Source organism: Ensifer sp. ENS09, from assembly GCF_014852425.1.
In the GTDB taxonomy this organism is placed as follows: Bacteria; Pseudomonadota; Alphaproteobacteria; order Rhizobiales; family Rhizobiaceae; genus Ensifer.
Genome location: NZ_JACVBP010000002.1, coordinates 605,312 through 617,134, shown reverse-complemented (window position 1 = coordinate 617,134; position 11,823 = coordinate 605,312). Strand labels below are relative to the sequence as shown.

Here is an 11,823-nt window from a genome sequence, read left to right as displayed (position 1 = left end):
GCAACTCTTGAGGAACAGAATGGCTTTTTTGGCGCAACGCGGCAAGAAAATCCTGTCGTTCGTTCTGGCCTGCCCGGAGCCCGTCAGCTGACGCGATCGATGCAGAAGTCGATGACTTCCGTAAGCGCCGATTTCCAGGGTGACACCGGCAGCGGCGCCAGGGCGTCGCGGGCAATCGTGCCGTAGTGCTGGGCGCGCGCGATGGTGTCGCTCAAGCCGCCATAGCGCTTGATCAGGCCGAGCGCCTTGTCGAGGTTGGCGTCGCTGCTGTCGCCGCCTTCGATCGCCTCGCGCCAGAAGGCGCGGTCTTCCGCCGTCCCGCGGCGGTAGGAGAGGATCACCGGAAGGGTGATCTTGCCTTCGCGGAAGTCGTCGCCGACATTCTTGCCGAGGTCGCTCGACGAGCCGCCATAGTCGAGCACGTCGTCGACGAGCTGGAAGGCGAGGCCGAGGTTCATGCCGTAGGATTTCAGCGCGTTACGGTCGGATTTGCTGGTCTGGGCGACGATCGGGCCGACCTCGGCGGCAGCGGCAAAGAGCGCTGCGGTCTTGGCGCGAATGACCTGGAGATAGTCGTCCTCTGTCGTTTCCATGTTCTTGGCGACGGAGAGCTGCAGCACTTCGCCTTCGGCAATGACCGAAGCGGCGGTCGACAGCACGTCGAGCGCGTCGAGCGAGCCGACATCGACCATCATGCGGAAGGCCTGGCCGAGCAGGAAGTCGCCGACCAGCACGCTTGCCTGGTTTCCCCAGATCGTGCGCGCGGTGGACTTGCCGCGGCGAAGGTCGCTTTCATCGACGACGTCGTCATGGAGAAGCGTCGCCGTGTGCATGAATTCGACGCTGGTTGCGAGCTTGACGTGGGCGTCGCCCTCGTAGCCGAACATCGCAGCGGAAGCGAGCGTCAGCATCGGGCGCAGGCGCTTGCCGCCCGAGGAAATCAGGTGGTTGGCGACCTCGGGAATCATCTGAACGTCGGAGCCGGCCTTCGACAGGATGAGCTGGTTGACGCGCTCCATGTCCGCTGCTGTCAGGTCAACGAGCGGCTTTACGGACGCCTGTTTGTTTTTGCTGTCTTCCAGCGGTATCACTACGCCCACACCGGGACTCCTGTTTTCATTGTCGCTTTCGACAATAGGAAGGGGTGTCCCGTGCGGCAAGAGGCGAATTGTCCCGCTTGCTGAAATAGGACAGGAAAAACCGCTGGATGAAGGAATTGATCCGTACCAACGATGCCGTCCTGCTCTCGTTCGCCGAGAGCCTGATGAAAGACGCCGGCATCGCCACCCTGATTGCCGATCAGGGGATGAGCATTCTCGAGGGCTCGCTTGGCCTCTTGCCCCGCCGCTTTCTGGTCGCCGAGGAAGACGCGGACGCCGCGCGCCGGATCCTGATCGACGCCGGCCTCGAGGCGGAGTTGCGATCGTGAGTTCGGCTCCGGCTCCGGCGGCCGCAACCGAGACCGTCGATGCCTTTCACCGCGGCAAGTTCCATGTCGTCCAGCCGCTCGGCCAGGGCCACCGGTCGGGCATGGACGCCATGCTGCTTGCGTCGCTCGTCGCATCGGATCGTCCCTGCCGCGTCGCGGATCTCGGCGCTGGCGCGGGTGCGGCCGGCATGGCGGTTGCTTCGCGGATCGACGAAGCGGAAGTGGTGCTGGTGGAACGCTCGCCGGTCATGGCGGAGTTTGCCCGCCGCAGCCTGGCGCTCGCAGAAAATGCCCGCTTTGCGCAGCGGGTCTCGGTCGTCGAGGCCGACGTTTCGTTGACCGGCAAGGCGCGCGTCGCGACGGGTCTGGCGGATGACAGCTTCGACCACGTGATCATGAACCCGCCCTTCAACGATGCCTCCGACCGCAAGACGCCGGATGCGCTGAAGGCCGAGGCCCATGCGATGAGCGACGGGCTGTTCGAGATCTGGGTGAAGACGGCAGGCGCGATCATGAAGCCGGGTGGGCAACTGTCATTGATCGCCCGGCCGGAATCGATCGCCGAGATCATCGCCGCCTGTGGCCGCCGCTTTGGCGGTATCGAGATCACGGCGTTGCATCCGCGGGTTGGCGAAAACGCCGTGCGCATCCTGGTGACGGCGATCAAGCAGAGCCGCAAGCGACTGGTCTTCCGCGCGCCGCTCGTCATGCACGAGGAGGGGCATCGCTTCGCCGACCATGTCGACGACCTCAACAATGGCCGTGCCGCCTATCGCCGCCGTTGATTTACCGTATGCGGCATTGCGTTCGCCGCGTCAGTGCATACATGGCATGGAAGAGCCCCTGACGACGATCCGGGCAGGGGAGGCGAAGCGTTCCGCTTATCGCCGATGAGAAGCGGTCAAGTCTATGATTTCCGGCTGTTCCGGCCCAAGATCATAGGCACGGCCCAGCAGGCAGGAGTTGAAATGAAGGCGTTCCTGAGACGGTTGTTGCCCAAGCGTTTTCGCAAGGAAGGCGTGACGATCCCCGTCGTCCGGCTCCACGGCGCGATCATGGCCGGCGGCGGTCAGTTCCGGCCGGCGCTCAACCTGGCAACGGCCGCCCCGCTTCTCGAAAAGGCTTTCGCCGTAAAGGAGGCGCCGGCGGTTGCGATCTCCGTCAATTCGCCCGGTGGCTCGCCCGTGCAGTCGCGGCTGATCTACCAGCGCATCCGTGATCTCGCCCTTGAGAAGAAAAAGCGCGTGCTGATCTTCGTCGAGGACGTCGCCGCATCCGGCGGCTACATGATCGCGCTTGCCGGCGACGAGATCATCGCCGATCCGACCTCGATCGTCGGCTCGATTGGTGTTGTCTCCGGCGGCTTCGGTTTTCCGGAACTCCTGAAGAAGATCGGCGTCGAGCGGCGTGTCTATACCGCCGGCGAAAACAAGGTGATGCTGGATCCGTTCCAGCCGGAAAAGGAAAACGACATCGCTTTCCTGAAGAACCTGCAGCTCGATATCCATGATACCTTCATCCAGATGGTCAAGGCCCGCCGCGGCCAGCTGCTCGCCGACGATCCCGATATCTTTTCCGGTCTTTTCTGGACCGGTCGGCGCGGGCTGGAGCTCGGCATCATCGACGGGCTTGGCGATCTGCGCGGCGAGGTGAAGAAGCGCTATGGCGACAAGGCGCGCCTCGAACTCATCCATCCGGTGCGCAGCCTTTTCGGCCGCCGGCAGAGCGGTGCGGCCGTCGCCGGCGCGATCGCCGCTCCATTGGCCGCTTCCGCAGCGGCGGGACTTGCCGAAGCCATCGAGGAAAGGGCATTGTGGGCCCGGTTCGGGCTTTGATGCCTGCCCGGCCTGACATGTCCTTGGAGGGAAAATGCCGCAACTCATCCTGCTCCTGATCGCAGGTTTCGTCTTCTGGCTCGGCTATCGCAAGTTCGTGGCGGATGCCCAGAAGCTGACGCGCCAGCGCGAGCGGGCGCGCCGCGAGGAGCAGACCGGGGCCCAGGGAACATTGGTAAAGGATCCGGAAACCGGCGAATACAGGCTGAAGCGCGACGGCGAGTGAGGGCGTTCTGAACGCGTCAGTGTGGCGGCGGTCTATTTGCCTGCCCGCTGCCGTAGCGCTTGACCCCTGTCATCAGGCGTGGCACCTGTCCGGCACATTTTCCAGAAGAAATCCGGACGCGATCCATGACCACTCTGCCTGATCATATGAACCCGAAGCGCTCGTTTCAGGCTCTGATCCTGACACTCCACAACTACTGGGCCGACAAGGGTTGCGCCGTGCTGCAGCCCTACGACATGGAAGTGGGCGCCGGTACCTTCCATCCGGCAACGACCCTGCGTGCGCTCGGCCCGCGTCCCTGGCGCGCGGCCTACGTCCAGCCGTCGCGTCGCCCGACCGATGGCCGCTACGGCGAAAACCCGAACCGCCTGCAGCACTACTATCAGTATCAGGTGATCCTGAAGCCGAACCCGTCCAACCTGCAGGAACTCTATCTCGGCTCGCTTGAGGCGATCGGCCTCGACCCGCTGCTGCACGATATCCGCTTCGTCGAGGACGACTGGGAAAGCCCGACGCTCGGCGCCTGGGGTCTCGGCTGGGAATGCTGGTGCGACGGCATGGAAGTGTCGCAGTTCACGTACTTCCAGCAGGTCTGCGGTATCGAATGCTCGCCGGTCTCGGGCGAACTGACCTACGGTCTCGAACGCCTGGCGATGTATGTGCAGGGCGTCGACAACGTCTACGACCTGAACTTCAACGGCCGCGAGGGTGCCGAAAAGATCAGCTATGGCGACGTCTTCCTGCAGGCCGAACAGGAATATTCGCGCTACAATTTCGAATACGCCAATACCGCGATGCTGCAGCAGCATTTCATCGACGCAGAGGCCGAGTGCCAGGCGTTGCTGGCTGCCGGCGCTCCCGGCGACCACAGCAACAACCACCTGCACAAGTGCGTCTTCCCGGCCTATGACCAGTGCATCAAGGCGAGCCACGTGTTCAATCTGCTCGATGCCCGCGGTGTGATCTCGGTCACCGAGCGCCAGAGCTACATCCTGCGCGTACGCACGCTCGCCAAAGCCTGCGGCGAAGCCTTCCTGTTGACCGACGCCGGTGGCGCGAACCTCAACCGGGACGCCGCTTGAGCGTCGAACCGTCCGGCCTTGTCGTTCACATCAACGGCTGGCCGGGCACCGGCAAGCTGACGATCGCGCGCCAACTTCCCGAAAGGCTGGGCGCGCGGCTCGCCGACAATCACACGCTGATCAATCCGGCCGAAGCACTGTTTACGCGCGGCACGCCGCTTTACCGGTCGCTGCGCGCGGAAATCCGCGAAAGCGTGTTCGAGCACATCGCCAAGGCGCCGGCCGAGCAATCCTTCGTCTTCACCGATGCGCTGTCCGACGATGCCACAGATACCCGTGCCTTCGAAGACTATGCAGCACTCGCGCAAAGACGGGGTGCGCGCTTCGTCGCGGTCGTCATCGATTGCGATCTTGAGGAAAACTTGAAGCGGCTGACGCGCGCGGGCCGGGCCAAGCAGCACAAGCTCACCGATCCCGAGGTGCTCCTCGGATTGCGGCGCGCCCACAGGCTGTTGCGCGGCAACGGCGACCTGCTGATCGAGATCGACGTCACTGCCCTGGGGGCAGATGAGGCGGCAGAAGCAATCGTGTCGCAGATCAAGGGGCGGTCGGCGGTCAAATGATCCGGGTGGCGCCGACGTCGTTCTTGCAGAACGGTTTCATCGTCGGGTAGGCGCCGGTATAGACTTGACCGGAATAGGTCTGCAGGGCGCGGCGAACTCCGGCCGGCCGTTCGGGCGAGTGAGCGCTCGCATAGGCAACGAAGAGCGCCGAAAAGGCGATCACGTTGATGAGAGTTGCGAGCGTTTTCATGGTCTTCACTTCGGTTCCGGGTTGTTCGATGAAACGACTATCGCCGATCGCCGGCGGGTCCGCCGTTACCATTGGAACAGGAATCGAGAGGTTTTCGCCTTGCGAGGCGTTGCTGCGGTGAACAGTGTGTTCACGCTGCAAATCGCAATTGGGGAGGAGTGCGTTTCTCGGCCCGATTGCTGCAGAAAGCGCTATGAAGCTGAGAAGCGAATGCTAATCTCTGCGCGAGTTTTTTGGAGGGTGCCCTATGATCGGTCTGGCAATCGCCGTCGTCGTGATCCTGTATCTGGTTTTCGTCTATAACGGTCTCGTCAAGGCGCGGCAGATCGCCGAGGAGGCATGGTCCGGCATCGATGTGCAGTTGAAGCGCCGCGCCGATCTGATCCCGAACCTGATCGAAACGGTGAAGGGCTACGCCGCCCACGAAAAATCGACGTTCGAAGAAGTCATTGCCATGCGCAACCGCGCGCAGGCGGTGCCAGCAGGCGACGTCGAGGGGCGGGCCCAGGCGGAAGGCGCGCTCTCCCAAGCGCTCGGCAAGCTGTTTGCGCTGGCCGAAGCCTATCCGGACCTGAAGGCCAACGAGAACTTCGCCGAACTGCAGCGCTCGCTGGAAACGATCGAGGGCGAGATCCAGATGTCCCGCCGCTACTACAACGGTGCGGCCCGTGACCTGAACGTCAAGGTCGAGAGCTTCCCGTCCAACCTGATCGCCAACGCCTTCCGCTTCGTCAAAGCCGGCTACTTCGAAATCACCAACGACGCCGATCGCGCGGTGCCGCAGGTCAAGTTCTGACCGCCACGCTTCCCGAACATTCCTCGCCGCGGGATCCCGCGGCGGCGCCATTCGCATCAAGAGACCCATTCGATGACCTCCGATAGCATGAAAAAACTGACCATCCTGCCGACCGACCATCCGCTCCGCGGCCATGTTCGCCCGCCGGGCTCGAAGTCGATCACCAACCGGGCGCTGCTTCTGGCCGGCCTTGCAAAGGGCACGAGCCGGCTCACCGGCGCCTTGAAGAGCGACGACACCCGCTACATGGCGGAAGCCTTGCGCGCGATGGGCGTCGAGGTCAGCGAGCCGGATGAAACGACCTTCGTCGTCACCAGCACGGGCAAGTTGCTCCCGCCGGCAGCTCCCTTGTTCCTCGGCAATGCCGGAACCGCGACACGCTTCCTGACGGCGGCAGCCGCTCTCGTCGATGGCACTGTCGTGGTCGATGGCGACCAGCACATGCGCAAGCGGCCGATCAAGCCCTTGGTCGAGGCACTCGGAACGCTCGGCGTCGAAGTCACCTCCGAGACCGGCTGCCCGCCGGTCACCGTCAAGGGCACCGGCGGTTTTCCGGCCGGCCGCGTCGTCATCGATGCCGGCCTTTCGAGCCAGTACGTCTCGGCCCTGCTGATGGCAGCCCCCGGCGCCAAAGGTCCGGTCAGCATCGAGCTTGCCGGCGACGAGATCGGCGCGCGCGGTTACATCGACTTGACGGTCGCCGCCATGCGCGCCTTCGGCGCCGAAGTCGAGCAGGTGAGCCCGTCTGTCTGGCAGGTCGCGCCGACCGGCTACAGGGCAGCCGACTATGTCATCGAGCCGGACGCTTCGGCGGCCACCTATCTCTGGGCTGCGGAAGTCCTGACCGGCGGCGCCATCGATCTCGGTGTTCCGGCGGACGCCTTCTCGCAGCCGGATGCCCGCGCCCACGCGGTGATCGCAAGCTTCCCGAACCTGCCGGCCGTCATCGACGGTTCGCAGATGCAGGACGCGATCCCGACGATCGCCGTGCTTGCCGCCTTCAACAACACGCCGGTGCGCTTCGTCGGTCTCGCCAACCTGCGCGTCAAGGAATGCGACCGCGTGCGTGCCCTGTCGCTCGGCCTGACGGCGATCCGGCCGGACCTGGCACATGAGGAAGGCGACGACCTGATCGTCTCCTCCGATCCCACGCTTGCCGGCCAGACCTTGCCTGCCTCGATCGACACCTTTGCCGACCATCGCATCGCCATGAGCTTTGCGCTTGCCGGCCTGAAGATCCACGGCATCACCATCGAAGATCCCGGCTGCGTCGCGAAAACCTATCCGGCCTATTGGGACGCGCTCGCTTCGCTGGGCGTCGAATTCAGCGACGACCGGCCTTGATGCCGGGCGGGATGTGGGACCGCGTCTGCGGTTTCCGCGCGCATCCCGCTCTCACCCATAAGAACCGATCTCGTGCCTTGAACCTCAACCGGAAGAAAGCTTGATCCTTATGCCTCGTTTCGCTGCCGCATTTGCCGTTCTGGTGTTTTTGCTGGCAACGGCGGGGGTTGGTCGGGCGGAGGAGGTCTTCTCCGCCTATCGCTCCGTCATCGATGTCGCCAAGGACGGCACGATGACGGTGACCGAGACGATCACGGCGACGGTCGAGGGCAACAAGATCCGCCGCGGCATCTATCGCGATATGCCTTTGACTTTCACGGACGCCAAGGGCAAGCGCAGCAAGGTCGATTTCAAGCTGCTCTCGGTGGAGCGTGACGGTGAGCAGGAACCTTACCGCACCGAGACGATCAGTAGCGGCATCCGCATCTATACCGGTTCGGCGGAGGTCTTTCTGGAGCGGGGCGAGCATACCTTCCAGTTCACCTACGAAACCGGCCGGCAGATCCGCTTCTTCGACGATCACGACGAACTCTATTGGAACGTCACCGGCACCGAGTGGGATTTCCCGATCGACGAGGCGAGCGCGACCGTGACGTTGCCGCAGGGCGTCAGGGCCGAAGCGCTCGACTACTTCACGGGCGGCTATGGCGCGACCGGCAAGGATGCGCGCGCCTCCAGGGATGGCAGTGAGATCTTCTTTGCCACCACCCGCCGTCTCGATCCCCGCGAAGGCTTGACGATCGCGATCAAAATGCCGAAGGGCAGCATCGACAGGCCCACCTCCAGCCAGGAGAATGCCTGGTGGCTGCACGACCATCTGGCGCTCGTTATCGCCGGCGCAGGCCTGGCCGTCGTCCTTCTCTACTATAGCCAGGCCTGGCTCAGGGTCGGGCGTGACCCGGACCGCGGCGTCGTGGTGCCGCGCTGGGATCCACCGGAGGGCATCTCGCCGGCGCTGGTCAACTATATCGACAACAAGGGCTTTTCCGGTGAGGGTTGGACGGCGCTGTCGGCGGCAGCACTCAATCTCGCGGTCAAGGGCCACGTCGTTCTCGAAGACCTTAAGAACGCCATCGTCATTGCCGCCACCGGCAAAAAAGCCGACGAAAAGCTGTCGACCGGCGAGGCGGCGGTGATGAAGGCGGTCAATGCGAGCGGCGGCAAGCTCACCATCGACCGCGCGCATGGCACCCGGGTGCAGGCGACCGGCGCCGATTTCCGCAACGCTATGGAGCGCGAGCATCGCGGCAAGTACTACCACGCCAACAGCGGTTACATCGTCGCCGGCGTCATCCTGTCGGTATTGGCGGTTGCGGCCGTCTTCCTGTTCGGGGATCTCAGCGAGGACAGCCTGCCGCTCGTGATCGTTCCGGTTTTCATCGCTTTCTTCGTCTCGATCCTCGCCGTCTCCTTCGGCAAGTCGCTTCGTCGCGAGAGGAGCCTGATGAGCCGGATGATCTCGATCGTCGTGGTCGCCTTCATCGGTTTCGTCGCCTTCACCATCTTCTCGACCATCCTTGCGGCCGTCTTCTATTCGGCAGCCGAAACCGACGAATTGCCGCTGCTCTTCGTGATCGGCGCGATCGTGCTCATCAACGTGCTGTTCTTCTTCCTGATGGGTGCGCCGACGCCGCTCGGAACGCGGATGATGGATGGTATCGACGGGCTCCGGCAATACATGACGCTCGCCGAAAAGGACCGCATGAACATGCAGGGGGCGCCCGAAATGTCGCCCCAGCATTTCGAGGCGCTGCTCCCTTACGCCGTGGCGCTCGGCGTCGAAAAGCCGTGGACCGAGACCTTCGATCGCTGGCTGCTGGCCGCGGCGGCTGGGGCGGCTGCGGCCGCCGCTTATCAGCCGAGCTGGTATCACGGTGACGGCTTCGGCTCGAGCACCTTCGGCGATCGCATCGGCGGTTTTGCCGGATCCATGGCCGACACGATGACGTCCTCCCTGCCGCCCCCGCCCAAGTCGTCATCGTCGGGCTTTTCGACCGGCGGCGGCTTCTCCGGCGGCGGCGGTGGCGGTGGTGGTGGCGGCGGCTGGTAAATCCGCCGCGCACTTGCCCTTGGAAAGCCAAATTCATCGCGGCGCTTGGTGACAATCTTGCCAGAGATTGCTAAGTCCGCCGCAACCGTCAGGAACAGAAAAAGTCACTCCCATGCCCGATCTTCTTATCGAACTCCGCTCCGAGGAAATTCCTGCCCGCCTGCAGCGCAAGGCGGCCGGCGACCTCAAGAAGCTGCTGACCGATGCCCTGGTCGAGGCGGGTCTGACCTATGAGGGCGCGCGCGAGTACTGGACGCCGCGCCGGCTGACGCTCGACATCCGTGGCCTCAACGCCCGCTCCGCCGATGTTCGCGAAGAGCGCAAGGGCCCGCGCACCGACGCCAACGAGAAGGCGATCGAAGGTTTCCTTCGCGGCGCCGGCCTTTCCTCGATCAGCGAGGCGCATGTCCATAGCGACCCGAAGAAGGGCGACTTCTACGTCGCCCATATCGTCAAGCCGGGCCGCCCCGCCGAAGAGATCATCGCCGAGGCGATGCCGGATATCATCCGCAATTTCCCCTGGCCGAAGCCGATGCGTTCCGGCGTGGCCTCGGCCAAGCCCGGTGCCTTGCGCTGGGTCCGCCCGCTGCAGTCCATCGTCTGCACCTTCGGATCTGAAACCGAAGAGACCCAAGTGATTGCGTTTGAAGTCGACGGCATCGTCGCCTCCAACGTCACCTATGGTCACCGCTTCCATGCACCGGAAGCGATCACGGTTCGCCGCTTTGCCGACTATGCCGAGAAGCTGGAAAAGGCGAAGGTCGTTCTCGATGGCGAGCGCCGCAAGGAAATGATCCTTGCCGACGCGCGCAACGTCGCCTTCGCCAACGGCCTCGAACTCGTCGAAGACGAAGGCCTGCTCGAAGAAGTCTCCGGCCTCGTCGAATGGCCGCAGGTGCTGATGGGCAGCTTCGAAGAAGCCTATCTCGAAATCCCCTCGGAAATCATCCGGCTGACGATCAAGACCAACCAGAAGTGCTTCGTTACCCGCGCACCCGGTGCCGAGACGCTCTCCAACAAGTTCATTCTGGTCTCGAACATCGAGGCGAAGGACGGCGGCAAGGAGATCGTGCACGGCAACGGCAAGGTCGTGCGCGCCCGCCTGTCGGACGCAGCGCACTTCTGGCACCGCGACCAGGGCAACCTGCCGGACCTCGAAACGCTGGCAGCATCGGCGAAGACGTTCAATCTTGATCTCGCCAAGCCGCTCGACCAGCGCATGGCCAAGCTCGATGCGCTGAACGTCACCTTCCATGCCAAGCTCGGCACCCAGGGCGAGCGCGTCGCCCGCATTCGGGCGCTGGCCGGTGAACTCGCCAAGGTGACCGGTGCCGACGTGAAGCTCGTCGACCGCGCGGTCGTGCTCGCCAAGGCGGACCTGCGCACTGAAGCCGTCGGCGAATTCCCCGAACTTCAGGGCATCATGGGTCGCAAGTATGCATTGCTTCAGGGTGAAGACGACGCAGTGGCGACGGCGATCGAAGATCACTGGAAGCCGAACGGTCCCTCGGACCGCGCGCCGACCGATCCGGTTGCAGTGACCGTCGCGCTTGCCGACAAACTCGACACGCTCGTCGGCTTCTGGGCGATCGACGAAAAGCCGACCGGCTCGAAGGACCCCTTCGCGCTGCGCCGCGCAGCACTCGGCGTCATCCGTCTTATCCTGGAAGGCAAGGCGCGCCTGGCACTGTTGCCCGCTTTCGAAACGGCGCTCGCCGCCCTTCGCGCGCAGAAGCCGGCGCTTGCGGACGACGTTTCGGCCGATCTGCTCTCCTTCTTCCATGATCGCCTCAAGGTCTACCTGCGCGACCTCGGCGCCCGTCACGACCTGATCGACGCCGTGCTGACGCCGGACGCCGACGACCTGCTGATGATCGCCCGTCGCGTTGAAGCGCTGACCGCCTTCATCACCGACGAGGAAGGCCGCAACCTCTTGGCCGGCACCAAACGCGCCACCCAGATCCTGGCCGCCGAAGAGAAGAAGGGCACTGCCGTCGCCGACGCCGTCGATGCCGGCCTCTTCCGTCTCGATGCCGAAAAGGCGCTGCACCAGGCCGTCGAAATTGCTTCGGCTGAAGCACGCGATGCGATCGCCAAGGAAGACTTCCGTTCGGCCATGGAAGCGTTGGCCAAGTTGCGCGAACCGGTCGACCAGTTCTTCAACGACGTGCTCGTCAATGACGACGATGCGGCAATCCGCGCCAACCGCCTGGCGCTGCTCGGCCTGATCCGTTCGGCCACCGGCACGGTCGCGGACTTCTCGAAGATCGTCGGGTAAGGCGGAATCGCCGCCGGGAGACCGGCGGCA

Annotated in this window: 12 protein-coding genes; 10 read left to right on the top strand and 2 right to left on the bottom strand. The window is 64.0% G+C overall.

What is annotated here, in order from left to right; all coding sequences use genetic code 11:
* Nucleotides 1-83 precede the first annotated feature (83 nt).
* The gene (locus tag IB267_RS11175) at nt 84-1,100 is read right to left on the bottom strand and encodes a polyprenyl synthetase family protein (RefSeq protein WP_192447633.1); all 1,017 of its coding nucleotides are present in this window, start codon (nt 1,098-1,100) and stop codon (nt 84-86) included.
* A 107-nt stretch (nt 1,101-1,207) separates the two neighbouring features.
* On the opposite strand from IB267_RS11175, the gene IB267_RS11170 reads away from it, so the two are divergent.
* From IB267_RS11170 to IB267_RS11145, 6 genes are all read left to right on the top strand, one after another.
* The gene (locus IB267_RS11170) at nt 1,208-1,429 is read left to right on the top strand and encodes a DUF2007 domain-containing protein (protein ID WP_192447632.1); all 222 of its coding nucleotides are present in this window, start codon (nt 1,208-1,210) and stop codon (nt 1,427-1,429) included.
* Entirely contained in the window at nt 1,426-2,214 is a 789-nt protein-coding gene (locus IB267_RS11165) for a tRNA1(Val) (adenine(37)-N6)-methyltransferase (protein ID WP_192447631.1), read from the top strand. The genes IB267_RS11170 and IB267_RS11165 overlap by 4 nt, the downstream gene beginning before the upstream one ends.
* A gap of 183 nt (nt 2,215-2,397) precedes the next feature.
* A complete protein-coding gene (locus IB267_RS11160) occupies nt 2,398-3,264 on the top strand; it encodes a S49 family peptidase (RefSeq protein ID WP_192447630.1) in 867 nt (288 codons plus the stop codon).
* A 34-nt stretch (nt 3,265-3,298) separates the two neighbouring features.
* On the top strand, nt 3,299-3,490 hold the full coding sequence (locus IB267_RS11155; protein WP_192447629.1) for a hypothetical protein: 192 nt from the start codon (nt 3,299-3,301) through the stop codon (nt 3,488-3,490).
* A gap of 125 nt (nt 3,491-3,615) precedes the next feature.
* The gene (locus IB267_RS11150; RefSeq protein ID WP_192447628.1) at nt 3,616-4,572 is read left to right on the top strand and encodes a glycine--tRNA ligase subunit alpha; all 957 of its coding nucleotides are present in this window, start codon (nt 3,616-3,618) and stop codon (nt 4,570-4,572) included.
* Entirely contained in the window at nt 4,569-5,135 is a 567-nt protein-coding gene (locus IB267_RS11145; protein ID WP_192447627.1) for an AAA family ATPase, read from the top strand. Before IB267_RS11150 ends, IB267_RS11145 begins: the two co-directional genes overlap by 4 nt.
* Here the strand turns inward: IB267_RS11145 and IB267_RS11140 are convergent.
* Nucleotides 5,128-5,325, bottom strand: coding sequence for a hypothetical protein (locus tag IB267_RS11140; RefSeq protein WP_043621007.1), 198 nt, complete (start codon nt 5,323-5,325; stop codon nt 5,128-5,130). The genes IB267_RS11145 and IB267_RS11140 overlap by 8 nt on opposite strands.
* Before the next feature lie 247 nt (nt 5,326-5,572).
* On the opposite strand from IB267_RS11140, the gene IB267_RS11135 reads away from it, so the two are divergent.
* The 4 genes from IB267_RS11135 to glyS all read left to right on the top strand — a co-directional run bounded on the left by IB267_RS11135 (nt 5,573) and on the right by glyS (nt 11,793).
* Nucleotides 5,573-6,121 carry a LemA family protein gene (locus tag IB267_RS11135; RefSeq protein ID WP_192447626.1) on the top strand — a complete coding sequence of 183 codons (549 nt, stop codon included), beginning with the start codon at nt 5,573-5,575 and terminating at the stop codon, nt 6,119-6,121.
* A 72-nt stretch (nt 6,122-6,193) separates the two neighbouring features.
* Nucleotides 6,194-7,465 carry a 3-phosphoshikimate 1-carboxyvinyltransferase gene (locus tag IB267_RS11130; protein WP_192447625.1) on the top strand — a complete coding sequence of 424 codons (1,272 nt, stop codon included), beginning with the start codon at nt 6,194-6,196 and terminating at the stop codon, nt 7,463-7,465.
* A 109-nt stretch (nt 7,466-7,574) separates the two neighbouring features.
* Nucleotides 7,575-9,515, top strand: a complete 1,941-nt coding sequence (locus IB267_RS11125; protein WP_192448302.1) for a DUF2207 domain-containing protein — start codon at nt 7,575-7,577, stop codon at nt 9,513-9,515.
* Between the two features lie 112 nt (nt 9,516-9,627).
* The gene (gene glyS, locus IB267_RS11120; protein ID WP_192447624.1) at nt 9,628-11,793 is read left to right on the top strand and encodes a glycine--tRNA ligase subunit beta; all 2,166 of its coding nucleotides are present in this window, start codon (nt 9,628-9,630) and stop codon (nt 11,791-11,793) included.
* Nucleotides 11,794-11,823 lie beyond the last annotated feature (30 nt).

Bases quoted from the DNA above. Each gene is read 5' to 3' on its own strand.
- IB267_RS11170 (WP_192447632.1), top strand. From the start codon at position 1,208: ATGAAGGAATTGATCCGTACCAACGATGCCGTCCTGCTCTCGTTCGCC.
- IB267_RS11160 (WP_192447630.1), top strand. From the start codon at position 2,398: ATGAAGGCGTTCCTGAGACGGTTGTTGCCCAAGCGTTTTCGCAAGGAA.
- IB267_RS11155 (WP_192447629.1), top strand. From the start codon at position 3,299: ATGCCGCAACTCATCCTGCTCCTGATCGCAGGTTTCGTCTTCTGGCTC.
- IB267_RS11150 (WP_192447628.1), top strand. From the start codon at position 3,616: ATGACCACTCTGCCTGATCATATGAACCCGAAGCGCTCGTTTCAGGCT.
- IB267_RS11140 (WP_043621007.1), bottom strand. From the start codon at position 5,325: ATGAAAACGCTCGCAACTCTCATCAACGTGATCGCCTTTTCGGCGCTC.
- IB267_RS11135 (WP_192447626.1), top strand. From the start codon at position 5,573: ATGATCGGTCTGGCAATCGCCGTCGTCGTGATCCTGTATCTGGTTTTC.
- IB267_RS11130 (WP_192447625.1), top strand. From the start codon at position 6,194: ATGACCTCCGATAGCATGAAAAAACTGACCATCCTGCCGACCGACCAT.
- IB267_RS11125 (WP_192448302.1), top strand. From the start codon at position 7,575: ATGCCTCGTTTCGCTGCCGCATTTGCCGTTCTGGTGTTTTTGCTGGCA.
- glyS (WP_192447624.1), top strand. From the start codon at position 9,628: ATGCCCGATCTTCTTATCGAACTCCGCTCCGAGGAAATTCCTGCCCGC.